Raw genomic sequence first — 24,415 nt, forward strand, 5'->3', positions numbered from 1 at the left:
CTTCGCATTACGGCCTCACCGCAAGCGGTACAGCAGCCCGAGGCTGAACAACCAGGGCCGGGGCTGCCACGGCAGGGCAGCGGTGGGCTGGTCGTTGGTGCGCAGGCTTACGTCGGGGTGGGGCAAATCGATGGCGGCGGCGCTTCGGGTCAGGAAAAAACCGCTTTCCTCGGCCAGCTGCAGACGGGTGCGGGTGCGCAGCGGCAGCAGGTAGCTGGCATCGGCCACCAGTTCCAGCTTGTGGCTGAGCTCCAGGCCCAAACCCAGGCTGGGCTGCAGGGCCTCGGTCACGACTTGCAGCTGGGCGCTGAGCTCATCGGCCCTGAGGTGGGTGCCGGCCACGCGCAGGCCCGCATCGGGGTTGACGAAGGTGCCCAGGTCGCGGCCGGCGGTCTGGCGGGTGTAGGCCAGGCCGGCGCGGCCGTAGAGCGGGCGGTGCCGGGGCCTGAAGTTGCGCTGGTAGCTCAGCCCGGCCGCCCAGCCATCGGCGCGGAACTGCCCGTACAGGCGCTGCGTGGCCAGGCGCACGGCCAGCTCATGGGTTAACTCAAACTGATATTCAAACTGCGAATAAACAGAAAACGACTGCGCTTTCACCGAATTATCAGCCTGAAAACCAAACCCGTACCCATCCGGCGCATACGCCACCGCCAGGCCCGCCGCCGCTACCGACAGCGGCCATGCCCCCACCATGCCCCCGTAGCGGAAGCGGCTCAGAAACTTCCCAAACAGCGTCTGCGGCGCGTCTTTAGCCGAAGTTGAATCGCCGGCGGCCACCGGCCGGAACAGCGAGTCGGCCCGGTGCTGGCGCTGCTGGTCGAGCAGGGCTTGCCGCAGGGTTTCGGGAGGTAGCAGCGTGGTGTGGCCCCGCCAGAAGGCCGAGTCGTAAGCCACGGCATTGCGCAGAAATACGTCGTGGTACTGCGCGCGCTCCAGGTAGCCGGGCCGGACCGTTTGGGCCGTATCGATGGCCGTGGCCAGGAATTCGCCGAAGTAATTGAGCGGTGGGCCGATGGGCAGGCGGGCCCGGGTTTGCCACCACACGGTTTTGAGATGCCAGCGGCCGGCGTAGGGCTGGTAGGACACGCGCAGGGCACGCGAGTCGGCCAGGTTGGTGGAGTGCCGGAGGCCGGCGGACGTGTAGCGCCACTCGGCCCCCAGAAAGGCGTAGGAATCCTGGTCGATGTACATCCGGCCCGCAAAATCGGCGCGGCGGTTGCCCGCTTTGGGCGCGAAGGTGACCACGTACACCGGCCGGTCCTGGTAGCTGCTGCCGGGCGCGAGGCGGTAGTCGTAGTCCCGAAAGTGGGCGGGGTCGATAAACTGCGCCCGCCGGTGCACGAAATCCGCCAGGTGCGCAATAAACGGCCCGCCAGCCCAGTCAATTCGCACCAGCTTATCCGAGCGCAAATCGACCCGGCGCGACTGCCGAATCTGCACTTCGCCCGTACTGGTGCGTTGCGGATACGGCGCTTTGTACACCGTCAGCAGCCCTTCCACCAGGTAGCGCGGCCGCCCCAGGCTGTCATTATCCGACTCCCGGTAGAAGCCCGTGAGCTGCGTGGGCCGCACCGGGTAGTTGCGCGGAATACGCGCTACGGCCTCCCGCACAATGCCCAATACCGAGCCGGTGACCTGCACCTCGCCTAGCGTGGCCGGGCTGATTTTCAGCTCGATAATCAGCTCCGGCCCCGGCAGCGGCGGTAGCATTTGGTGGCAGCTTTTGTAGCCCAGCAGGGCCACCGTCAACTTTTCCCCGGCGTAGGCCGGCGGGATGCTCAGCGCAAAGCGGCCGGCGTCGTTGGTATTGGTTCCGATGCGGTTATCAGCCACGCCCACCTGGGCGTTGGGGACGGGCTGGTGGGTTTCGGCATCGAGCACCCTGCCACGCAGCACCATTTGCGCCTGCACCGAACCGGCCAGCAGCACCAGCCACAGCAATAGAAAATGTCGCTTCAAAACGGGCATGGGCTGAATGCGGTAGAGACGCGTCTTTGCGTCTCGTCACTGAACGGTTTTGCCCGCGCTTTTCGCGTGCGTCGTTCAACGACAAGACGCAAAGGTGCGTCTCTGCAACGTTTCTACCGCTACTTCGCCGGCACCTGTTGGCTCAGCAGGTACTCGGCAATCTGCACGGCGTTGGTGGCGGCCCCTTTGCGAAGGTTGTCGGCTACCACCCACATATTGAGGGTTTTGGGTTGGGTTTCGTCGCGGCGCAGACGGCCCACCAGCACGGCGTCTTTGCCGTGGCTGTCTTTGGGCATGGGGTAAGAGTTGGTGGCAGGGTCGTCCACCAGCTCTACGCCGGCGGTGTTGGCGAGAATTTCGCGCACCTCGGCCATGTCAAACTCCTCGGCAAACTCCACGTTGAGGGATTCCGAATGCCCGCCCATCACCGGGATGCGCACGCAGGTGGCCGTGACGCGGATGCTGTCGTCGCCCATGATTTTCTTGGTTTCGTCTACCATTTTCAGCTCCTCCTTGGTGTAGCCGCTGGGCTCGAACACGTCGATGTGGGGCAGCACGTTCAGGTCGATGGGGTGCGGGTAGGCGGGGTTGCTGGCGGTTTGGCCGGCGCGCTCTTCGAGGAGCTGGTCCACGGCTTTTTTACCGGTGCCGGTCACGCTCTGGTAGGTGCTCACCACGATGCGACGCACCTTGTATTTCCGGTGCAAGTCATTCAACGCCACCACCATCTGAATGGTTGAGCAGTTGGGATTGGCAATGATTTTATCCTCCGGCGTGAGGGTGTCGGCATTCAGCTCGGGCACCACCAGCTTCTTGGTGGGGTCCATGCGCCAGGCCGAGGAGTTATCGATAACGGTAGTGCCCACGGCGGCAAAGCGCGGCGCATGCTCCTTGCTAACGGAGCCGCCGGCCGAGAAAATGGCAATGTCGGGCCGGGCCGCAATGGCGTCGTCCATGCTCACCACGGAGTATTTTTTGCCCTGAAACTCGATAAACTGGCCCACCGATTTGGCCGAAGCCACGGGCAGCAGCTCGGTGAGGGGAAACTGGCGCTCGGCCAATACTTTCAACAGCTCGGTGCCCACCAGGCCGGTGGCACCCACAACAGCAATTTTCATGGAAAAAGCAGAAAAATAAAAAGGCGCGCCAATGAGCGCACAACTACAAATGTCGCCAGAAATCAATTACTTTAGACGCCGCATCTGCATTTTGCCGGCCTCATCATCTTCTGCACTCCATTGCTGAAACACCTTTACTTCTTGCTCCTACTGCTGCCCGCTTTCGCCCACGCGCAGCTGGCCGATAATTTCAGCGACGGCAACTTCACCGCCAACCCCACCTGGACCGGCGACGCGGCCAGCTTCCAGGTAAATGCGCAGGTGCTGCAAAGCAACGGCCCGGCCGTCACCACCACGCAGATTGCCCTCAGCACCCCTTGCCAGGCCACTATCGGCACGGTTTGGGAGTTCTGGGCTAATCTGCGGGTAGTCACCACTTCGGGCAATTATGCCGATGTGTGGCTTATCACCTCGCAGGCCGACCTCAGGGCGACCAGCAACTCCGGCTACTTTGTGCGCCTTGGCGGCACCGGCGGCAAAGTCAGTCTCTTCCGCAAAGACTCCACCCGCACGGCCGTACCGGTCATCGACGGTGCGCTCAACAGCCTGTCTACGACCAACAACCTGGTGCGCGTTCGCGTAACCCGTACCACGGCCAACCAGTGGACCCTGGAGCGCGACCTCATCGGCGGACGCACCTTCGTGGCCGAGGCGGCTCAGCCCTTCGATGCCACCTATCAGCGCAGCGTAGCCGTGGGCGTATTCCTGAATTATTCCTCCACCAACAACCGCAATTTTTACTTCGATGACTTTGTGGTGACCGATGCCACGCCCCCGCTCCTCGCCCGCGCCGTGCCCGCCGATGCCCGGCAGGTAGACGTGGTTTTCAACGAAGCCGTGGCCGCCGCCAGCGCCGGCCTGCCCGCCAACTACCGCCTGCAAAGCGGCGCGGTGCCGGTTTCGGCGCAGCTCTCGGCTACCAACCCGGCCGTGGTGCGCCTGGCCTTCGCCGCCGATTTTGCGGCTCAGGACGTGCTGGAGGCCCGCAACGTGGCCGACCTGTACGGCAACGTTGCGGGCGGGCCGCTCACAGCCGCCTTCACGTCGCTGCCCGCCGCTCCGGCCTTCGGCGACCTGATTATCAGCGAGATTTTTGCCGATGAAACGCCCCAGATAGGCCTGCCGCTCTCCGAATACCTGGAAATTTACAACCGCAGCACCACCAAAACCCTGAGCCTGCGCGGCGTGCGCCTGGGCAAAACCAGCAGCACCACCTTCGCCGCCTTCGCCGATACGGCCAAGCTCCTGCCCGGCCAGTATGCCATTGTGTGCGGCAGCACCCGCATCAGCCAGTTCACGCAGTACGGCAAAGTGTATGGGCCCACCAATTTCCCTTCGCTCAACAATGGCGGCGACCAGCTCATCCTGCGTGGGCGCGACGGCCGCACGCTATTTGAGGTGGCATATTCCGACACCTGGTACCGCGACGCGGTGAAAAAGGACGGCGGCTGGAGCCTGGAAATGATTGACACCAACAACTTCTGCGCGGGGGCCGGCAACTGGACGGCCAGCACCAACGCCAGCGGCGGCACCCCCGGCCGCGCCAACTCGGTACGCGCCGCCAATGCCGATGCCCTGGCCCCCACCCTGCTCCGCGCCATCGCCCTGAACGCGAACACCGTGCGGGCCTATTTCTCCGAAAAGCTCGATAGCGCCACCGCCGCCACCGTGGGCCGCTACGCGCTGGCCACGCCGGGCCCGGCCATCACACGGGCCGCGCCCGTGGGGCCCGATTTCCGGCAGGTCGACCTCACGTTGGCCACCGCGCTGCTCCCCAGCCGCCCCAGCGTCCTCACCGTGCAAACGGCCACCGACTGCGTCGGCAATGCCAGCGGCGTGTTGCAGCCCGCCACCTTCGCCCTGCCCGAAACGGCCGTGAGCGGTGAGGTGGTAATAAACGAGCTATTGTTCAACCCTCGCGTGAGCGCGGTGCGGTTTGTGGAAATCATCAACCGCAGCAACAAATTTATCGATTTGCAGGGCTGGCAAATCGGGAGCGTGAAACCGGATGGTACCGCCAGTACCACCGTGCTCAGCACCGGGCCGCTGGTGCTGGCACCGGGACAGCTGCTGGCGTTCAGTAGCAGCCTGGCCATCATCATCACGCAGTACCCCACCAGCAGCGACGCGGCCAATCTGGTTCAGACGGCCAGCCTGCCCACCTTTGCTGATGTGGGCACGGCATTTTTGGCCGACGGCAAAGGTTTCGAAATCGACCGGTTTGTGTATAGCAAAGCGCTGCATCTGAGCCTACTGGCCACCCAGGATGGCGTGTCGCTGGAGCGCATTCGCACCAATGGGCCTACGCTGGGCAGCAACTTCCATTCGGCGGCCAGCGCGGCGGGCTATGCCACGCCCGGCCGGCACAACTCGCAGGCCCAGGACGAAGCCGGCGGCGACCAGGAGCTAACCATAACGCCCGAAGTCTTCACCCCCGACGACGACGGCCAGCAGGATTTTGCCACCCTCAACTACCACCTCGACGCCCCCGGCTACGCCGCCAGCGTAACGGTGTACGACGCCCTGGGCCGCCTCACCCGCCACCTCACCCGCAACGAAACCCTGCCCACCAACGGCTTCATTCAGTGGGACGGCACCGACGAGAAAGGCCACAAGGCGGCCGTGGGGTACTATATTCTCTTGGTCGAGCTCTTCCGCCCCACCAGTGGCGAGAAGCGCGAATACAAGAAAACGGTGGTGCTGGGCGCACGGTTTTAAGCCGGATGCCTAAGTAGTCAGTCATCAACAATCGGTAGTCAGACAGGAATCAATAGACTGGTTTTTAGATAGATGGAGTCTGATTACTGACTACTTATTACTGACTACCTGCTTGGAAGCCTCTAAACAGCAGCCTACCACTTCCGAAATTCCAGCTGCTTGTTCACGTAGTCAATCGTGGTGCGGTACTGGCTGAGCAGCGGGTAGCCCAGCAAGCCCTGCAAGGGCGTTTTATCGGGGTTTTGGTTGAACTGAGAGATGTCGGAGAATACGGTTTGCTGGTTGCGGAAGGGCAGCGGGCCGGCTAGGCGCACATCGGCCAGCTGGCCGCTGGTCACGGTGCGCAGCGCGCCATCGCCGCCGTGCAGGGTGCTTTTTTCCGGCTTGCGCAGTTTTTTGGCAAACGCCGCCTCGAACTGCTGGTCGAGCAGGTTGTTCTGCGCCCCGCAGTCGATTCCCATCTGAAAGGTCTGGCCGTTGGCCGTCATGGCCACCACGGGCAGGTGGCCCCGTAGCGTGAAGGGCACGCGCATGAGCGGCGCGGGCAGGGCATCGGGGGTGGCGGGCTTGCGCAGCAGCACCTTTTGGGCGCGGTAGTCCAGGGTCAGGGCGTACGGATTCAGCAGGTTGAAGCCGATAATGCCCAGCAGCTCCACGCCGGTCTGCTGTTCGAGGCCGGTCAGGTCGAGCGTGGCTACGTCTTTGTTTTCGAAGTGGATACCACTCCAGTCAAACGTTTTGGTGAGGTGGTACGACATACCGCTCACGGCCCCGTTCACGCCCTTGGCCCCGTTCACAGCAAGCGTGGTTTCGGTAGCGGCCGGCGGAAACGTCTTTTTATTCAGCATAAGGGCCGGCGCCCCCGAATCGAGAAAAAACCAGCCCCGGCGGCCATCGGCCTCGGCTTCCACCAGCAGCAGGTCGTGGCTGATGCGCACGGGTACGTCGAGGCTGGGCGGCGTGGTCAGGTCTTCGGGCTTGAAGGCAGTATCAATCTTTTTCAGACTGGCCTGGGCCAGGTTCAGCTCGGCAAACGTGCCGGCGGGCGTCAGCAGGAAATCGTATTCCTTATCGGCCCCCTTGCGGGTAATGGCGCACATGTAGCGCGTGTTGGCCCCTTCGGCGGTCTGGCGCACCACCCGGAAACCTTCGACAGGCCCAAACTGCGGGATGAGCTGGGCCAGCACCCGCGCCGTGTAGGCCGGCGGCAGGCTGCCGAGGCGGGTTTCGGGCGTGAGGTAGGGCTGCAGGGGCTCCACCGATTTGGCATTGATGGCGGCCACCAGCTGGTCGAGGGGCGCCACGCCAGTAGCCACCTGGGCCAGCGCGGCAGCCAGAAAGCATAGATAGAAGCAGCCGGTCAGGAAAAGTTTTTTCATCGGGAATACCTGTTTTGGGCAACACCGTTGGGACGCAATAGCTGCCAGTAGCGCGTGCCAATGACCAGCCTACCGCCGCCGGAGTTGCGCCGGCAAGTGCCGGGCCGGCTTAAACCCCGTGCCCGGCCCGGCGTCTTACCGGTATGAACAGCACCCAGCAATTGCAGCATCTCTACTGGCGCGCCGGCTTCGGCCCGCGCCCGCAGGACGTGGCCGCCGGCCTCAGTCCGCGCAAAGCCCTGCGCCAGCTGCTTCTCGATTCGGAGCACTACGAGCCCCTCGCCGGCCCCACCCTGAGCTACACCAACCCGCAGGGCATGGTGATGACCGACCCGGCCTCGACCAAAAACAACCCCGTGCCTAACGGCATGGTAATCAAGCCTGACCTGCCCGCGCCCCCCGGTGCGCCGGCAGCGCCCGTGGCCCTCATGCGGCCCCGCGCGGCCTTCAAGGGCGGCACCATTGCGGCCGGCGTGCCCCGCCTGCGCCGCGCCGACCTCACGCCCGCCCAGCGCAAGATGCAGAACGAAGGCATTCGCGATGCTTTTAATAACATGAGCACGGCCTGGATGGAGCGCATGGCCAGCTCGCCGGCGCAGCTGCGCGAGAAAATGACGCTGTTCTGGCACGGGCATTTTGCCTGCCGCGTGCGCCAGCCCGATGCCGCGCTCAGCCTGCACAACACCACCCGGCAGTACGCCCTGGGCAAATTCCCCGACCTGCTGCTGGCCGTGAGCCGGGAGCCGGCCATGCTCCAGTTCCTCAACAACCAGCAAAACCGCAAGGAGCATCCCAACGAAAACTTCGCCCGCGAGGTGATGGAGCTGTTCACCCTCGGGCACGGCAACTACACCGAAACCGACGTGAAAGAGGCCGCCCGCGCCTTTACCGGCTGGGGCTACGACAGGCAGGGCAACTTCCGGTTTCAGCAGCGGGAGCACGATACCGGCCCCAAAACCTTCCTGGGCAAAACCGGCAACCTGACCGGCGAGGACGTGCTAACGCACATTCTGGCCCAGCCCGCCGCCGCTACGTTCCTGACCACCAAGCTCTACCGTTTCTTCGTGAACGACGTGCCCAACCCGGCGCACATCGAGCCGCTGGCCGTGGCCTTCCGCAAAAGCGGCTACGACATTGCCGACCTTATGGAGCGCCTGTTTTCGGCCGACTGGTTCTACGAACCGGCCAATATGGGCACCCACATCAAGAGCCCGGTGGAGCTGCTGGCCGGCATTCGCCGCACCCTGAACGTGAAGGTGGACAACGCGCAGCCGCTGCTGGGCTACCAGCGCGCCCTGGGCCAAAACCTGTTTCAGCCGCCCAACGTGGCCGGCTGGCCCGGCGGCCGCAACTGGATTGATTCGTCGTCGCTGCTGCTGCGCCTGCAGCTGCCGGCCATCCTGTTCAAAAACGCCGAGTTTGCCGTGGCCCTGAAGCAGGACGAAAACGATATCGCCCCGAACCAGACCAAGGCCGAGCGCACCGTGCGGCCCGGCGCGGGTGCCCACCTGCCCCTGGGTCCGCTCCAGCTGCTGCTGGGGGCTACGCCTACTGCCCAGCAGCCCGAGAAGCTCAGCGGCTTCCTGCTCCAGGCCAGCATTCGGCCCGAAAACCTGCAATTGGTGCAACAGGCCGCCCAGCAAAAAGAGCCGACCGAGGCACTGCGCGCCACCTTAATGAACCTGCTGAGCCTGCCCGAATACCAGCTGGCGTAAGGTGAAACTCCCCTCCTTTTTTAAGGAGGGGGTGTTCGAGCCGCAGGCTCGGACGGGGGTGGTAAAGTCGTTGAACGATGGGCGAACAGTTCGGCCGCGAGTCGTTCAACGACTTCAACCACCCCAGTTTCAGCTTCGCTGAAACGTCCCCTCCTTTTTTAAGGAGGGGAGTTTGATGTTCTCTCAACCCTTACCAATAGAGCTATGGCTTCCACCCGCCGCGAATTCCTCCGCACATCCGCTTTAGCCAGCACCTTGCTGCTGATACCCAAGTTTCTGCACGCGCTGGACCGGGGGCCAGGCCTTGCCGGCCTGCGCGATGCCACCGGGGCGCGCCGCCTCATCGTGGTGCAGCTCGGCGGGGGCAATGATGGGCTGAATACCGTCATCCCCTACCGCAACGAACTGTATTACAAGGCCCGGCCCACGCTGGGCATCAAAGAAGCCGAGGGGATTCTGGCGCTGGATAAAGACCTGGGCCTGCACCCGGCCCTGAAAGGCCTGAAAGGCCTGTACGACCAGGGCCAGCTGGCCGTGCTGAACTCGGTGGGCTACCCCAACCCCGACCGCTCGCACTTCCGCTCGATGGACATCTGGCAATCGGGCTCGGGCTCCGACCAGGTGGTGAGCACCGGCTGGCTGGGCCGCTACCTCGACTCCAACTGCCCCGACTGCCAGCGGCCCTACAACGCCCTCGAAATCGACGACACGCTGAGCCTCGCCCTCAAAGGCGGCCAGCGCAAGGGCCTGGCCCTGAAAAACCCGGATAAATTCCACCAAATCAGTCAGAACCGCTTGCTGGCCAAGGTGAGCAAGGAAACCGCGCCCGCCCACCAGGAGCAGGTTGATTACCTGTATAAGACGCTGGCCGAAACGGCGTCCTCAGCCGATTACCTGTACGACAAGTCCAAAATCTACAAATCGGCCGTGACGTACCCGAACTCCGACTTCGGCAAAAACCTGAAAACCACCGCCGAGCTCATCAACTCCGGCGTCGAATCGCGGGTGTACTACCTGGCCCTGAACGGTTTTGATACCCATGTTCGCCAGCACGAGCAGCAGCAGCGCCTCTTCACCGACCTCGGCAACGGCCTCGCTGCCCTAGCCGACGACCTGCGCCAGCACGACCAGTGGAACAACACGTTGGTACTGGTATTCAGTGAGTTTGGCCGGCGCGTGGGCCAGAACGCCAGCAACGGCACCGACCACGGCACCGCCAACAACGTGTTCCTCGCCGGCGGTGCCCTCCAGAAAAAAGGCGTGATAAACAATGCTCCCGACCTCCTGAACCTTGACCAGGGCGACCTGCGCCACCAGGTCGATTTCCGCAGCATCTACGCCAGCATCCTCAAAGACTGGCTCGGCGCCGATGACACCGCCATTCTGGGAGCGGGTTTTGAGCGGATGAGCGGGCTGGTGTAGAACGAAAAAAGAACGTCATGCTGAGCGCAGCCGAAGCATGACGTTCTACCATAGTCTAACCTACAGTGGCATGTTAAACCCAAAGGCCCAGATGGCTTGCAGCGACCCGAAAACGTGGGTGGCACGGCCCTGCCGGGCATCGCCGAGGTAGGTGTTGGTGTAGTCGGCGAAGGCACCCTGCAAGTCGGTTTGCAGGAAGAAGTAGCGGAAAATATCCGCCTTCAGGCCCAGGCTACTGCCCACCACCAGGCCGTGGTAGTGAAACGGCCCCTCCTGGTGGTTGCCCAGCACGGTGGAGATGGTGTAGGAAATCATGGGGCCAGCCCCCACCTTGCCCACGGCGCTGAGCTTGAGGTAGCGCTGCTGCCACAGCACCTTGTGTTTCACCAGGTTCACCATGAGGTAATTATTACCGTTGGTGTGCTGGAGGTGCACAAAATCGGGCGTTACCAGCGTATCCTTGTCAATGTAGCGCCCCCGAATCTGGCCCGTGACGTGGATAATCTGGTTGTCATCGACCACGTATTTGAGGTGGTTCCAGCTCACTTCGATGCCCAGGTTGTGCTTGTCGTGAAACAGATAGCCCAGCGTCATGTCATACTGCGGGATGGTCCAGGAATTGAACCGCCAGAAGTCCTTAAAATCGGGCTTGTCGCTGGCGTGCGCGTTCACGAACGTGAAGTCGTAATTGTCGGTTTTCGTGTTTTTGAAGCGGATATCGCTGCGCGTGTACCAGTCGCGGTTGTAGCCCCAGCTGAAATACAGGCTGCCATGAGGCTTTAGCTCGGGCGGGATGGGCGCAACAATAGGCGCTGACTCAGTAGTAATTGGGTCGGCCACAGGGGCCAGCGGCTGAGCAATAAGAGGCCCGCCCAGGCCCATCAATAGACCCGACAATAAGAATAATAATCTCATTGAAAATGAATAAATAAATTCCGCGATAAAGCTCCACTATAAAAGGGCGCGAAGTTAAGGTGCAAGTCTACCAATTGTTTAGCTTGAGGATGAGGCCCTGTGCCCGACACGTCCGGCCTCAGGGCCCGCTGGCAAGTTTTAAAGGCATCCTGACACGTTGCACCGTAGCTTAGCGCGCAGAATCTACTCGCGTTTACTCCCGTGAAAAAAATATTTATCTGTGCGGCAGCAGCCTTGCTGCTGGCCCCGGCTGCCTCCGTACTGGCGCAGGCCCCAACCCCACCCGCGGCCTATGCCGGCCCGCGCTTTCCCGGTGGCCCCGACTCGCTGCGCGCCCTGATGGGCCGCAGCATGCGGCAGGCCGGCGCTACGCCAGCGGGCCGCATGCTGGTACAGTTCGAGCTGAAGGCCGATGGCCAGCCGACCAACTACACCATGGTACGCCCGCCCGAGCCGCTGAGCAAGCCGCTGGTAGAAGCCACCGCCACGGCGCTAAACTACCTGGAAGCCCACATGCCCGCCTGGCAGCCGGCCCCACCCGACCCCGAAGCGTCACCCAAAAACCAGCCGGCCCGCATCAGCCTCGTGCTGGATTTCACCACGCCCCTGGCCGCGCAGCCGTATGCCTATGCCGACCAAAACCCGGTGTTCGGTACCCTGGCCCAAGCCTTGCCCACTCGCCGCAACTCTTACTTCGACAAAATTTTGAATGACCCGGCGCGGCGCGCCCGGTTCGAGTCGTCGGGCAGCGGCCTTGTTGCGTGCACCCAAATGGCGGTGAAGTACCCACCCGAAGCCCTGCGTGCCCACCAGCAAGGCACCGTGTACGCCGCGTTTGAGGTGAGCGAAACCGGCGCGCTTGAGCACACCGAAATCCTGGGTTCAGCCGGCAATGCCCTTGATGCCACAGTGCGGCAGGCCATCGGGCAATTGCCGGCCGCCACCACGCCGGCGCAGCTGAATGGCCGGCCGGTCAGGATGAGCTACGTATTGCCCATCACCTTCAAAATTCAATAAAACCTACCGCCCAAACACCGCCGCCGCCAGCGCCAGCACCGCCCGGCGCGTGGCCTCGGGCTGCTCCAGGTACGAGAGGTGCCCGCTGCCTTCCAGAAACAGCGCCGCGCCAACCGGCGGCAGGGCTGCCTGCCGAACAGCATCGTCGAAATGCACAGCCACGTCGTGCTTGCCGGCCACCAGCAGCACTGGAAAGGGGGCTTTGGCCAGCACCTGAGTGCGCTCGGGGCGGACGGCCATGCCGCGCAATGCGCCGGTGATGGTGGTTTCAGGAGTGGCCTTGCCAATTTCCTCGAGCAGGCCGCGGGCGTCGGTCAGCTTGTCGCGGTTGGAGGGCGCGAAAAGCGGGCGCACGAACGATTCCATGAACTTGCCCACCCCGTGGCGCTCCACGAAGCTGATGTTCTTCTCGCGGTTCTGGCGCTTCTCATCGGTATCGGCCAGGGCCGTGGAGTTGATGAGGGCCAGGCCGGCCACGCGCTGGGGCCAGCGCTCGGCCAGGGCCAGGGCCACGTAGCCGCCCATGCTGTGGCACACCAGCAAGACCGGGTCGGGGCAGCCTTTCTGGTTAAGGTAGTCGATGACATAGCGGGCCTGGGCTTCCATCGAAAAATCAGGCACGGGGGCCAGATTGGTGCCGTGGCCGGGCAAGTTGGGGGCCAGCAGGCGGTAGCCGTCGGGGAAGGCGCGGGTGAAGTCGGTCCACACCTCCCGGCTTTCGGCAAAGCCATGGAGGAAAACAATGGTGGGCGGGGTGGAGGCGGGAGTCATACGGGCAAAAGTAACGTTCCGGCCTTTTCGCCTCTACAATTTATTTTGCACCCTGTTCTGCCTGCCGCACCGACGACTCCCGCACGAACAGCTGCGGCTGCAACACCACCTGCCGCTGCGAAAACGCCGTGCCGTCGGCCGCTACCAAATCGGTGAAGAGGCGAAAAGCCGCCTGGCCCATTTCCTCGCAGCGCTGGTCCACGGAGGTGAGGTTAGGCTCGGCCACCATGGTCAGGTCCTCGTTGCTGAAGCCGGCCAGGGCCACATCCTGCGGCACGCGCAGGCCCCGGCTTTTCAGCACCTGGAGGGCGCCGAGAATGGCCGAGTCGCCGGCCGCAAACACGGCATCCGGGGGGGTGGGCAGGGCCAGGAGCGTCTGCATGCACGCCCGGCCGCCTTCCAGCGTCATGTCGCAGTCGATAATCAGGCTTTCATCTGCGGCAAGGCCGTGGCTTTGCAGGGCGTTGAGGTAGCCTTGGCGGCGGTTGCGGTAAATATTGATGTGCTGCGGGCCGGCCAGGTGCGCTACGCGGCGGCAGCCCTGCTCCAGCAGGTGGCGGGTGGCCTGGAGGGCGCCATCCTGGTCGTTGAGCACCACGGCATTCACGTTTTCTCCCTCCAGCAGGCGGTCGAAGAACACCAGCGGCACCCCGCGCCTGAGCACTTTATCAAAATGCCGCAAATCGAGCGTGGTGCGCGAAACCGACACCAGAATACCCGCCACCTGCGCGCTGAGCAGCGTTTCGAGGTTCTTGCGCTCCTGGGCCACGTCTTCACTCGACTGGCAGATAATAACGCTATAGCCGGCCTTGCTGGCCACCGTTTCGATGCCGTGCACCACCGAGGCAAAGAAGCGCCCCTCGATGTGGGGCACAATCACGCCGAGCAGCGTACTGGTGCCCTTGCGCAGCGACGAGGCCATGCGGTTGGGCTGGTAGTTCAGCTTTTTGGCCAGCTTAAGCACGGCCTGCTTGGTGGCCGGCCCAATACTATGATGGTCACTCAGCGCCCGCGAAATCGTGGTCATCGACACGCCCAGCTCCCGGGCCAAATCGGCCATGGAAACCGAGCTGTGGCCTGCGTCAGATGGTTTGGCAGAAGGGCGGCGTCCAGCCATTTTAATGATGCGATAAATAGCAATGCAGTGCGTAAAGCTAGCAGAAGTGCCGCAACGATTGCCTGACGGCCTGGTGCAAACCCGTCCGCCCGCCGTATAAGGACGTAACTTTTTATCGTCAATCCCCCAATTACACCGGCCGAAACGGTACAACAACGCCCGTCTTTCCGGACCTTTGGCCCCTCTGAACCAATTGCGACTCTATGAACCCTCTCGTTGACATCCGCCAGTTCGACCAAAGCCTGTGGCTGGACTTTATCAGCCGCCCCATCATCATCGACGGCAAGCTCCAGCACCGCATCAGCGACGAAGCCCTGCGCGGCGTGACCTCCAACCCGGCCATCTTCGCCAAGGCCATCGGTGATACCGCCGACTACGATTCGGCCATCAAGGCGCTGGCTTTGCAGGGCAAAACCACCGACGAAATCTACACCAACCTGGCCGTGTCCGACGTGCAGGCGGCCACCGACCTGTTCCGCCCCCTCTACGACGGCCCCGACCACGGCTCCGACGGCTACGTGAGCCTCGAAGTATCGCCCGAACTGGTGAACGACACCGAAGGCACCATCGCCGAGGCCCTGGCCCTGTGGAAAGCCGTGGACCGCCCCAACGTGATGATAAAAGTGCCGGCCACGCTGGAGGGCCTGCCCGCCATCCGCCGCCTCATTTCGGAAGGCGTGAACGTGAACGTGACCCTGATTTTCGGCCTGGAGCGCTACCGGCTGGTGGCTGAAGCCTTCATCGCCGGCCTCGAAGACCGCGCCAAAGCCGGCAAGCCGCTGGCCCGCATCGACTCGGTGGCCAGCTTCTTTCTGAGCCGCATCGACGTGCTGATTGACCCCATGCTGGAGAAAATCGCGGCTGAAGGCGGCGAGAAAGGCAAGCTGGCCGAAAGCCTCGTGGGCGAAGTGGCCCTGGCCAGCGCCAAACAAGCTTACCAGATTTACAAGGAGATTTTCTCGGGCCCGCGCTGGGAGGACCTGGCCGCCAAGGGTGCCCCCACGCAGCGCCTGCTGTGGGCCAGCACCGGCAACAAAAACCCCAAATACGACAACCTGCGCTACGTGGACGGCCTCATCGGCCCGCACACCGTGAACACCGTGCCAGTGGAAACGCTGGACCTTTTCGGCAAAGAAGGCAAAGTAGCCGTGACCATCGAAGACAACCTCGACCAGGCCCGCCAGACGCTAAGCAGCCTGCCGGAACTCGGCCTCGACCTCGAAGCGCTGACCCAGCACCTCGAAGAAGACGGCGCGACCAAATTCAAGGAGCCCTTCGCCAAGCTCATGCAGTCCATCGAAAAGAAGCGCGCCCTAGCCGTGGAAGACCAGGTAGACGACTCCAAAATGGAGCTGGGGAAATACCAGGCTGACATCGATGCCCAGATTGCCAAATTCAAGGCCAATGATTTCGTAACCGGCTTCTGGGACAAAAAGGCCGACCTGTGGACGGCCGACGAAGCCGGCCAGCACAGCATCCGCAGCTACATGGGCTGGCTGCGCGTGGCCGAAACCATGGTGGGCCGCGTGACCGAAATTGAGCAGTTCGTGCATTCGGTGCAGGCCGCCGGCTTCAAGCACGTCGTGGTGATGGGCATGGGCGGCAGCACCATGGCCCCCATCGTATTCAAGTCGGCTTTTGAAAAAGGCGAAAATGGCCTGCCGATGTCGGTACTCGACACCACCGACCCCGGCGCGGTGCGCGCCATCGAAGCCTCGATTCCGGTGGCCGATACCCTGTTTATCGTGGCCAGCAAGTCCGGCACTACAGCCGAGCCGCTGGCCTTCGGCGACTATTTCTACGCCAAAGTGAAGGAGTTGAAAGGCGACAAGGCCGGCGAAAACTTCGTGGCCATCACCGACCCGGGCTCCAAGTTTGTGACCGATGCCACGGCCGCCAACTACCGCCACATCTTCCTCAACTTCCCAGAAGTGGGCGGCCGTTTCTCGGCCCTCACCTACTTCGGCCTGGTGCCGGCGGCCCTCTACGGCCTGCCGATTGGTGAGATTCTGGAGCGCGCCATTTTAATGATGCGCGCCTGCGGAGCCTACGGTGCTACCGACAAAAACCCCGGCCTGGAATTCGGCACTACCCTGGGCGTGCTGGCCCAGCAGGGCCGCGACAAGCTCACCATCGTAGTGCCCGATGCCCTGCACGACCTCGGTCTGTGGCTGGAGCAGCTCATCGCCGAAAGCACCGGCAAGGAAGGCAAGGGCATCCTGCCCGTGGCCGGTGAGCCCCTGGGCGAGCCCGCCATCTACGGCCAGGACCGCGTGTTTGTATACGTGGGCTACAAGGGCCAGCGCGACGAGGCCAACACCGCCAAGCTGGAGGCTCTGGCTGCTGCCGGCCACCCCGTCATCACGCTCTTGATGAAGGACGCTTTCGACCTCGGCCAGGAGTTCTACCGCTGGGAAGTGGCCACGGCCGTGGCCAGTGCCGTGTTCCAAATCAACCCCTTCGACCAGCCCAACGTGCAGGCCGCCAAAACGGCCACCGACAAGCTGATGAAGGCCGTGGAAGCCACCGGCCAGCTGCCTGAAGGCGACAAGCCCGCCGCCAGCGAAAACGGCGTAGACTACTACACCGCCGCCCACGGCGAAGGTGCCGCCGGCGTGCTGAAAGCCTTCTTCGCGCAAGCCAAGCCCGGCGATTTCATGTGCCTGCAGGCCTACCTGACCGAAACGCCCGCCGTGAGCGCCAGCCTGCTGGAGCTGCGCCAGCGTGTGCAGAATGCTTTGCACATTGCCACTACCTCGGGCTACGGCCCGCGCTTCCTGCACAGCACCGGCCAGTACCACAAGGGCGGCCCCAACACCGGCCTGTTCATCCAGTTCACCGATGACAACCCGCAGGACCTAGCCCTGCCCGGCCGCTCCTACACCTTCGGCACCTTCAAGAATGCCCAGGCCCTCGGCGACCTGCAGGCCCTGCTCGACAACGGCCGCCGCACCCTGCGCGTGAACCTGGGCTCCGATGCCGAGGCCGGCCTGAAGACCATGCTGGCCGCGCTGGAGTTGAAGTAACCCCCGTGTAGCTTCGGCTACCACCTGCCACGCGGCGGTTCCCGGCAACGGGGGCCGCCGCGTGTTACTTTTGGGCCCGTCCCTTTGTTGAAAATCCCATGAACGAGCAGCTAGTTGTCAAGAATTTCGGCCCCATCAAAGACGCCACCGTGGACTTCAAGCGCGTGACCGTTTTCATCGGGCCCACGGGCGGCGGCAAGAGCACGCTGGCAAAGCTGGCGGCGATATTCCGGAATGGAGCACTCAATACATTTGGCCTAAAAAAACGCAAAAAATTCTTCGATGATTTTTCACTTGAGAAATCATTCAATGATGCCACCAGATTTACTTGGCGATATGATGACAAACAGTTTACACTATTGTCAGATTTAAACTTTGACAATGGCAAGTCTACTAAACCATCTGGCAATATTTCTCCTACTACTGAGAGCCAAAGCTCAACTAAAATCACTCTATCACAAGAGAATATACGAAACTCTGTTGAAGAATTACTGAAGAATCTTTACGGGCCAAGTGATGCTAGCAATGACCTCGACTCGATTCAAAATGCTTTGAATAATAGCATTTCAAAGCTTTTAACAGAAGGTGTAATTACCACGACTTATTTCACAAGCAACCGAGTTTTCATCCCTTCTGTTGAGTATTCGTGGGCTGGTCTATTGAGAGATGATATTGGTTTGCCTAAAGACATTCTTGATTTCGCTAATGCCTTTTCTGTTTCTCGTAAAGACGTTCATGAATTAGATATTCCTTTTCTCAACGTCAAATACCTTCACAGCGACGGTAAGGATTTTATCAAAATCCCCGAAAGCGAAACCCTTTTCCGGCTCTACGAAACCGCCAGCGGCATCCAATCCGTCACGCCGCTGCTGGTGCTGCTGGAGCATCTGAGCCGCAACACTGAGCAGGCGCAGAGCTTCATTATTGAAGAGCCCGAGTTGAACCTGTACCCCACGGCCCAGCGCGATTTGGTGTACACACTGCTGGAGAAATGCACGCAGGGCGAGAACGACCTCACTATTACCACGCACAGCCCTTACGTGCTATCAGCGTTGAATCTCGCGCTTTATGCCAATAAAGTAGCCACGCTATTCCCGTACCAACACAAAAAAGTAGCGAAGCTGATTCCTGAAAAATATTGGCTGAAAGCGGAGGAGTTCAGCGCTTATTTCGTGGCAAAGGGCGGCGCTACAAGCATTTTCGACTCTAAAACAGGCCTGTTGAGTGAGAGTCAGTTGGACGAAGTATCCGGCGAGTTTGCCGACGTGTTTGACCGCCTGACGGACCTGCGGGTACCGGAGAAAAAAGCAGTTGCCAAAGTTAAACCGGTCAAGAAATGAAGAACCGGATAGCGCGGGCTTATCCACATGGCTCGCAGTGCATTGTGCATCATACCCGAACGGTTCGCCGCATCTTCGACTGCCCTAACCAAAAAGTGGCGTTGTACCGTACCGGAACCCGCGATAAGGACCTGGATTTTGAAATCACAAATCCAACCGGCCGCGACTTTCATACCATCGCGGTTGATGGCTGCTTGTACCCAACCTCGAAGTCGCCCAAACGGTGTGATTATGCCGTATTCTGGAACGAGAGCATTGCGTTTATCGAGTTCAAGCTCGGCCAGCCAGTGGGCAGAACAACCAAAGTTGCCGAACGCATTCAGCAGGCTTTGAAGCAACTGATTCCAACTATCCGACGCTTTGAGCAACACGGCATATTTCTGGACGAAACCCAAATAGAAGCTATTGCTTTCGTGAGCCGCCGCCTTGCCCGCCCACTCAACACGATTTCTATGCAGGCCGCCAAGGATAAATTGAAAACGACTTTCCCCACGCTGAAGGTGAAGTTTAAAGTCACCAAGTCAAGGACTATATAGTTACACGAAGAAGCCCCCGCAGCACTAGCTACGGGGGCTTCTCCTTGTCTCAAAAACTCAGCTACTGCAGCACAGTCGCCAGTGAGTCAGCAGTCACTTTAGCTCCCAGCTCACGCACGGCCTGGGCAATGCCGGCGGCATCGAAGCCGCACTCCTTATAGAGTTCATCCTGGGTGCCGTGCTCCACCACGCGGTCGGGGATGCCGAGGCGGACGACGGGCAGCTGGAAGCCGTGGTCGGCCAGGAATTCGAGTACGGCCGAGCCGAAGCCGCCGGGCAGGCAGCCGTCCTCCACGGTCACGATGGCGCGGTAGCGGCGGGCCACGTCGCGCAGCATTTCCTCATCCAATGGCTTGCAGAAGCGCATGTCGTAGTGACCCACCGAGAAGCCTTCGGCGGCCAGCGCCTCGGTGGCTTTCACGGCGTAGTTGCCGATGTGGCCGATGCTGAGGATGGCCACGCCGCCCTCTTCGCCTTCGCGCACCACGCGGCCCGTGCCGATGGCCACGCGCTGCAGCGGCGTGCGCCACGCGGGCATCACACCCTCGCCGCGCGGGTAGCGGATGCTGAAGGGGCCGGCGTTTTCGGGTAGGGTGGCGGTGTACATCAGGTTGCGCAGCTCCTGCTCGTTCATCGGGGCCGAAACCACGATGTTGGGGATGCAGCGCATGAAGGCCAGGTCGTAGCAGCCGTGGTGGGTGGGGCCGTCGGCCCCGGCAAAGCCGGCGCGGTCGAGGCAGAACACGACGTGCAGGTTTTGTAGGGCCACGTCGTGCACCACCTGGTCGTAGCCCCGCTGCATGAACGAGGAGTAGATGTTGCAGAACGGAATCAGCCCCTGCGTAGCCAGACCGGCCGAAAACGTGACGGCGTGCTGCTCGGCAATGCCCACGTCGAAGGCGCGGGTGGGCATGGCGGCCATCATAATGTTCAGCGACGAGCCCGAGGGCATGGCCGGTGTCACGCCCATGATTTTGTCGTTGGCCTCGGCCAGTTCCACCAGCGTGTGGCCAAACACGTCCTGGTACTTGGGCGGCTGGGGTGCAGTGGGCACCTTTTTGTAAATCTCGCCCGTGATTTTATCGAACAGGCCTGGGGCGTGCCATAGCGTCTGGTCTTTTTCGGCCAGCGCGTAGCCCTTTCCCTTCACCGTCACGCAGTGCAGGAGTTTGGGGCCGGGAATGGATTTCAGGTCGTTGAGGATGGTGACGAGGTGCTGCACGTCGTGGCCATCGACGGGGCCGAAATAGCGGAATTTCAGCGCCTCAAACAGGTTGCTCTGCTTCATGAGGGTCGCCTTCATAGCGGCCTCTACTTTGCGGGCAATCTGCTGGGGGTTGGGGCCGAATTTGGAGAGCTTGCCCAGCACGTTCCAGAGCTCGTCGCGCACCTTGTTATAGGTGCGGGAGGTGGTGATGTCGGTAAGGTACTCCTTGAGCGCGCCCACGTTGGGGTCGATGCTCATGCAGTTGTCGTTCAGCACGACAATCATGTTATTGTTGAGCACGCCGGCCTGGTTCATGGCCTCGAAGCTCATACCCGCCGTCATGGCCCCGTCGCCGATTACGGCGATGTGCTGGCGGTCGAACTCACCCTTGTAGTCCGAGGCCACGGCCATGCCCAGCGCCGCCCCGATGCTGGTGCTGCTGTGCCCCACGCCGAAGGCATCATACGGGCTTTCGCTGCGCTTAGGGAAGCCCGACATGCCCTTATAGCGGCGGTTAGTCGGGAAATTTTCGCGGCGACCGGTGAGAATTTTGTGGCCGTAGGCCTGGTGGCCTACATCCCAAATCAGCTGGTCGTGCGGCGTATTGAAGACGTAGTGCAGCGCCACGGTCAACTCAACCACGCCCAGCGAGGCCCCAAAATGGCCGCCGTAAATACTAACGGAATCGATTATAAAGTTGCGCAGCTCGGTGCTGAGCTGGACTAACTGCTCGGGGGCGAGCTTTTTGAGGTCGTCGGGCGAGTCAATCGCCGCTAGCAGCGGGCCGGGTTCAACTATCATCGGGGCAGGCGTGGTGGAATGGGTGACGGAGAGTTAACCGCCTGACCCGCTAAAAGATTATCGGGCTGGCATAAAGGTACGACGCGGCGCGAAGTGCGGTTGTTGGGCGCGATGGAATTGGGGGTTTGGTCGGGGTTTGAGGTTTAGTAATCTAGTTTCCGGCGGGAAACATACTGGCAGCAAAGACCTTTACGTAATGCGCAAGCGCTGAATAGCGATACAGCGACCAATCAGCTCGCCTCACAAACAACAAAAGTACCGGCAGGATGCAACCTCCGGCCCCAATTACGGCACTTTGGCCGTTATGAATTGTATGAAACGAACCTTACCGGCTACTGCCTTATTACTCTCCGGCTTACTGGCAATCAGTCATTTGTCGTTCGCGCAGCAAGGCCCGCCCACGGGTGCCCGCCCGGCTTCGGCGGCTCCGGCCCGCGCGGCAGCGGGCCGCATCAGCGGCACCGTGACCGATGCCACCACCGGCAAGCCCATTTCCTACGCCACGGTGGCGGTGCTGGACGCGGCCGGCGCACCCGTGAACGGCGGCGTGGCCGGCGACGACGGTAAATTTGTGCTGGCCGGCATTCCGGCCGGCACTTACACGGTGCAAATCAGCTTCCTGGGCTACAAAAATGAAGACCGCCCCGGCGTAGTAGTGCCCGCCGGCGGCGTGATTAGCCTGGGCACGGTGGCACTCGGCACCTCGGCCCAGAAGCTGGGCGAAGTAGTGGTAACGGGCCAGAAGGCCATTATCGAGGAGCGGGTGGACCGCACGGTGTACAACGCCGAAAACGACCAGACCGCCCGGGGCGGCGACGCCACCGACGTGCTCAAGCGTGTGCCGCTACTGAGCGTGGATTTGGATGGCAACGTGAGCCTGCGCGGCTCCAGCAACATCAGAGTCCTCATTAACAACAAGCCTTCGACTATAGCGGCCAACAGCATTGCCGATGCGCTGAAGCAGATTCCGGCCGACCAGATTAAGACGGTGGAGGTCATCACCTCGCCCTCGGCCAAGTACGACGCGGAGGGTTCGGGCGGCATCATCAATATCATTACCAAGCAGAACAACCTGCGCGGGGCCACGCTGGGCATCGACGCCAGCGTTGGCGTTCGTAGCAGCAACCTGAGTTTGAACGGCGGCCTGCGCACGGGCAAAATGGGCTTTTCGCTGGGCGGCTTCGGGCGGGCGCAGTACAACGTACCGGGCGAGTTCTCGAACACGCAAGTGACGCGCAGCCTTGCCGACGACAAGGCTACCACCACCCTGCAATCGGCCAATACCCGCCTGCAGCAGATTTTCGGGCGCTACACGCTGGGCTGGGACTACGACATCGACAAGTTCAACTCCCTGCAGGCCTCGGTGGCCTACGGCACCCGCAGCGGCCGCAACTACCAGGATGGCCTGCTGCGCACCAGCTACAAAGGAGCCTTCGCCACCGGCACGCCCTCCGGCACCGACCTGCGCGACACCTACTCGAAAGACCTGTCGGGCACCGTGGACGCCAGCCTGAACTATACCCACAACTTCGCCAAACCGCAGCACGAAATCAGCCTGCTCACGCTGTTCAGCCGCAACGACCGCACCAACAGCTACACCAACTCCATTCTGAACACGACGCTGCCCAACAGTCCGGCCAGCATCGTGAACGACAACCCCAGCTACAACGAGGAATACACCGTTCAGCTTGATTATCAGAACCCCATCAGCAAAACCCAGATTCTGGAAATGGGCGCGAAGAACATTCTGCGGCGCGTGAATTCGGACTATACCACTACGTCTTTCGGGGCCAGCGGCGAGGTGGTGCCGTCGGTGGGGCTGTCGACCAACAACATTTTCACCTACCGCCAGAACGTGACGGCCGGCTACGTGGCCTATACCCTGGGCCTGCCCAAGGGCTTCACCCTGAAGCCCGGCCTGCGCTACGAGTACACGGCCATCAGCGCCGATTTTGCGAATTCGGCCACGCCCGTTAGTATTCCCAACTACGACGTGCTGGTGCCCAGCGTGAACCTCTCGCGCAAGCTCTCGAACGGCAACGTGCTGAAGCTGGCGTACAACCGCCGCATTCAGCGCCCGTCGCTGCAGTTCCTGAACCCCAACGTGAACGCGCAGAACCCCAAGAATATCAGCTTTGGCAACCCCAAGCTGGCTCCCGAATACACCAACAACTACGAGCTGGGCTACAGCACCGCCTACAAGCGCCTGAACCTGAACTTCAGCACGTTCATGCGCAATACCACGGGCTCCATTGAGGCGCTGCGCACGGTGCGGGGTGCCGATACCGTGCAAACCAGCTACGCTAATATTGGCCAGCAGAACTCCTATGGCGGCAGCCTGTTCGCCAACATCAACAACGGCAAACTAAGCCTCAACGCGGGCATCGATGCCTATTATATCACCCTCACCAACAACGTGCCCGACCGCAATTTCAACGCCTACAACGAAGGCTTTGTGATGAGCGGCCGCGTGTTTGGCTCCTATAATTTCACGCCGGTGTGGGGCCTGCAGGCCTTCGTGTTCTATCGCGGCAACCAAGTGCAGCTGCAGGGCACCCAGAGTGGCTTCGGCGTATACAGCCTCAGCGTGAAGCGCGACTTTGCCGAGAAGCGCGGTAGCATCGGCTTCGGGGCCGAGAACTTCTTCACGCCCAGCATCACCATTCGCAACACCGTGGTGTCGCCCCTCATCGACCAGGCCAGCCGCAACGTGCTGCACAACATGAGTTTTAAGGTGAACGTGAGCTACCGCATTGGCAAGCTGACGGTGGCCCCGCCCACCCGCCGCGGCAAAACCATCAACAACGACGACCTGAAAAGCGGCGGCGAAGGCGGCGGTGACATAGGCGGCGGTGGCGCGCCCGGCGGCGGGGCATCCGGTGGTGGTGGCGCTCGCCCAACGGGTGGTGCCCCGTCCGGCGCGCCCGCCGGCACGGCCCGCCCCGGCGGCTACCCTGGCGCGGCTCCGGCCGGCGCTGGTGCCCGCCCCGGCGGCTACCCCGGCCAGCAGCGCGGCACCGCACCCGCCGACGGCACTTCCGGCAAGCCCGCTACCGACAGCACCAGCCGTCCCCAGCCCGGCCAGCGCCCCGGCGGCTACCCCGGCCTGCGCCCCACCACGGCCCAGCCCGCCGACTCAACCAATCGCCAAACCCCGGCCCCGGCCAACAACCCCATCAACGCGCCGGCCAATGCGCCCTCACCCGGCACCAGCACGCCCAACGGCACCGTACCGGCCGGCAGCCCCGGCGGCCGGCCCTAGCACAATGCTAAGAGGGTTAATACTGAAAAACGTCATGCTGTGCTTGTTGCAGCATGACGTTTTTCATATCTCCTTAATCCATTTTTAATCAGTCGTCGGCTGG

At 62.0% G+C, this 24,415-nt stretch carries 15 protein-coding genes; 8 read left to right on the forward strand and 7 right to left on the reverse strand.

Annotation, left to right across the window (positions count from 1 at the left end; genetic code table 11):
• Positions 1-15: 15 nt before the first annotated feature.
• Together KQ659_RS20140 and KQ659_RS20145 are read right to left on the reverse strand one after the other, a co-directional pair.
• Positions 16-1,968 carry a carboxypeptidase-like regulatory domain-containing protein gene (locus KQ659_RS20140; RefSeq protein ID WP_216690517.1) on the reverse strand — a complete coding sequence of 651 codons (1,953 nt, stop codon included), beginning with the start codon at positions 1,966-1,968 and terminating at the stop codon, positions 16-18.
• Between the two features lie 119 nt (positions 1,969-2,087).
• Positions 2,088-3,086, reverse strand: a complete 999-nt coding sequence (locus KQ659_RS20145; protein ID WP_216690516.1) for an aspartate-semialdehyde dehydrogenase — start codon at positions 3,084-3,086, stop codon at positions 2,088-2,090.
• Between the two features lie 120 nt (positions 3,087-3,206).
• Between KQ659_RS20145 and KQ659_RS20150 the strand changes: the two genes are divergently transcribed.
• Positions 3,207-5,804, forward strand: coding sequence for a lamin tail domain-containing protein (locus KQ659_RS20150; protein ID WP_216690515.1), 2,598 nt, complete (start codon positions 3,207-3,209; stop codon positions 5,802-5,804).
• A gap of 134 nt (positions 5,805-5,938) precedes the next feature.
• Here the strand turns inward: KQ659_RS20150 and KQ659_RS20155 are convergent, their stop codons facing one another.
• The gene (locus tag KQ659_RS20155) at positions 5,939-7,183 is read right to left on the reverse strand and encodes an aspartyl protease family protein (protein ID WP_216690514.1); all 1,245 of its coding nucleotides are present in this window, start codon (positions 7,181-7,183) and stop codon (positions 5,939-5,941) included.
• A 143-nt stretch (positions 7,184-7,326) separates the two neighbouring features.
• On the opposite strand from KQ659_RS20155, the gene KQ659_RS20160 reads away from it, so the two are divergent.
• Positions 7,327-8,898, forward strand: a complete 1,572-nt coding sequence (locus KQ659_RS20160) for a DUF1800 domain-containing protein (protein WP_216690513.1) — start codon at positions 7,327-7,329, stop codon at positions 8,896-8,898.
• A gap of 204 nt (positions 8,899-9,102) precedes the next feature.
• Positions 9,103-10,320: a DUF1501 domain-containing protein gene (locus tag KQ659_RS20165; RefSeq protein ID WP_216690512.1), complete on the forward strand. Its 1,218-nt coding sequence runs from the start codon at positions 9,103-9,105 to the stop codon at positions 10,318-10,320.
• A gap of 60 nt (positions 10,321-10,380) precedes the next feature.
• Here the strand turns inward: KQ659_RS20165 and KQ659_RS20170 are convergent, their stop codons facing one another.
• Entirely contained in the window at positions 10,381-11,235 is an 855-nt protein-coding gene (locus KQ659_RS20170) for a hypothetical protein (protein WP_226930067.1), read from the reverse strand.
• A 201-nt stretch (positions 11,236-11,436) separates the two neighbouring features.
• Here KQ659_RS20170 and KQ659_RS21955 point away from each other — a divergent pair, with 201 nt between their 5' ends.
• A complete protein-coding gene (locus tag KQ659_RS21955) occupies positions 11,437-12,252 on the forward strand; it encodes an energy transducer TonB (RefSeq protein WP_216690511.1) in 816 nt (271 codons plus the stop codon).
• Between the two features lie 3 nt (positions 12,253-12,255).
• Here the strand turns inward: KQ659_RS21955 and KQ659_RS20180 are convergent, their stop codons facing one another.
• Positions 12,256-13,023 (reverse strand): alpha/beta fold hydrolase, encoded by a 768-nt coding sequence (locus tag KQ659_RS20180; RefSeq protein WP_216690510.1) that lies wholly within the window; start codon positions 13,021-13,023, stop codon positions 12,256-12,258.
• A 40-nt stretch (positions 13,024-13,063) separates the two neighbouring features.
• Complete coding sequence (locus tag KQ659_RS20185) at positions 13,064-14,083, reverse strand: LacI family DNA-binding transcriptional regulator (protein ID WP_216685700.1); 1,020 nt, start codon at positions 14,081-14,083, stop codon at positions 13,064-13,066.
• A 260-nt stretch (positions 14,084-14,343) separates the two neighbouring features.
• On the opposite strand from KQ659_RS20185, the gene KQ659_RS20190 reads away from it, so the two are divergent.
• The 3 genes from KQ659_RS20190 to KQ659_RS20200 all read left to right on the forward strand — a co-directional run bounded on the left by KQ659_RS20190 (position 14,344) and on the right by KQ659_RS20200 (position 19,042).
• Entirely contained in the window at positions 14,344-17,166 is a 2,823-nt protein-coding gene (locus tag KQ659_RS20190) for a bifunctional transaldolase/phosoglucose isomerase (RefSeq protein ID WP_216690509.1), read from the forward strand.
• 98 nt (positions 17,167-17,264) lie between these two features.
• Positions 17,265-18,506: an AAA family ATPase gene (locus KQ659_RS20195; RefSeq protein WP_216690508.1), complete on the forward strand. Its 1,242-nt coding sequence runs from the start codon at positions 17,265-17,267 to the stop codon at positions 18,504-18,506.
• Positions 18,503-19,042: a hypothetical protein gene (locus tag KQ659_RS20200; RefSeq protein ID WP_226930068.1), complete on the forward strand. Its 540-nt coding sequence runs from the start codon at positions 18,503-18,505 to the stop codon at positions 19,040-19,042. The genes KQ659_RS20195 and KQ659_RS20200 overlap by 4 nt, the downstream gene beginning before the upstream one ends.
• 61 nt (positions 19,043-19,103) lie before the next feature.
• On the opposite strand, the gene dxs is transcribed toward KQ659_RS20200, so the two are convergent.
• Positions 19,104-21,050, reverse strand: a complete 1,947-nt coding sequence (dxs, locus tag KQ659_RS20205) for a 1-deoxy-D-xylulose-5-phosphate synthase (RefSeq protein ID WP_216690506.1) — start codon at positions 21,048-21,050, stop codon at positions 19,104-19,106.
• Positions 21,051-21,363: 313 nt separating this feature from the next.
• Between dxs and KQ659_RS20210 the strand changes: the two genes are divergently transcribed.
• On the forward strand, positions 21,364-24,312 hold the full coding sequence (locus KQ659_RS20210; RefSeq protein ID WP_216690505.1) for a TonB-dependent receptor domain-containing protein: 2,949 nt from the start codon (positions 21,364-21,366) through the stop codon (positions 24,310-24,312).
• The last annotated feature ends 103 nt before the right edge of the window (positions 24,313-24,415 follow it).

The organism is Hymenobacter siberiensis, assembly GCF_018967865.2.
Taxonomy (GTDB): Bacteria; Bacteroidota; Bacteroidia; order Cytophagales; family Hymenobacteraceae; genus Hymenobacter; species Hymenobacter siberiensis.

Coding starts and splice junctions, on each gene's coding strand:
- KQ659_RS20140 (WP_216690517.1), bottom strand. CDS start 1,968: ATGCCCGTTTTGAAGCGACATTTTCTATTGCTGTGGCTGGTGCTGCTG.
- KQ659_RS20145 (WP_216690516.1), bottom strand. CDS start 3,086: ATGAAAATTGCTGTTGTGGGTGCCACCGGCCTGGTGGGCACCGAGCTG.
- KQ659_RS20155 (WP_216690514.1), bottom strand. CDS start 7,183: ATGAAAAAACTTTTCCTGACCGGCTGCTTCTATCTATGCTTTCTGGCT.
- KQ659_RS20160 (WP_216690513.1), top strand. CDS start 7,327: ATGAACAGCACCCAGCAATTGCAGCATCTCTACTGGCGCGCCGGCTTC.
- KQ659_RS20165 (WP_216690512.1), top strand. CDS start 9,103: ATGGCTTCCACCCGCCGCGAATTCCTCCGCACATCCGCTTTAGCCAGC.
- KQ659_RS20170 (WP_226930067.1), bottom strand. CDS start 11,235: ATGAGATTATTATTCTTATTGTCGGGTCTATTGATGGGCCTGGGCGGG.
- KQ659_RS20180 (WP_216690510.1), bottom strand. CDS start 13,023: ATGACTCCCGCCTCCACCCCGCCCACCATTGTTTTCCTCCATGGCTTT.
- KQ659_RS20185 (WP_216685700.1), bottom strand. CDS start 14,083: ATGGCCGATTTGGCCCGGGAGCTGGGCGTGTCGATGACCACGATTTCG.
- KQ659_RS20190 (WP_216690509.1), top strand. CDS start 14,344: ATGAACCCTCTCGTTGACATCCGCCAGTTCGACCAAAGCCTGTGGCTG.
- KQ659_RS20195 (WP_216690508.1), top strand. CDS start 17,265: ATGAACGAGCAGCTAGTTGTCAAGAATTTCGGCCCCATCAAAGACGCC.
- KQ659_RS20200 (WP_226930068.1), top strand. CDS start 18,503: ATGAAGAACCGGATAGCGCGGGCTTATCCACATGGCTCGCAGTGCATT.
- dxs (WP_216690506.1), bottom strand. CDS start 21,050: ATGATAGTTGAACCCGGCCCGCTGCTAGCGGCGATTGACTCGCCCGAC.
- KQ659_RS20210 (WP_216690505.1), top strand. CDS start 21,364: ATGAAACGAACCTTACCGGCTACTGCCTTATTACTCTCCGGCTTACTG.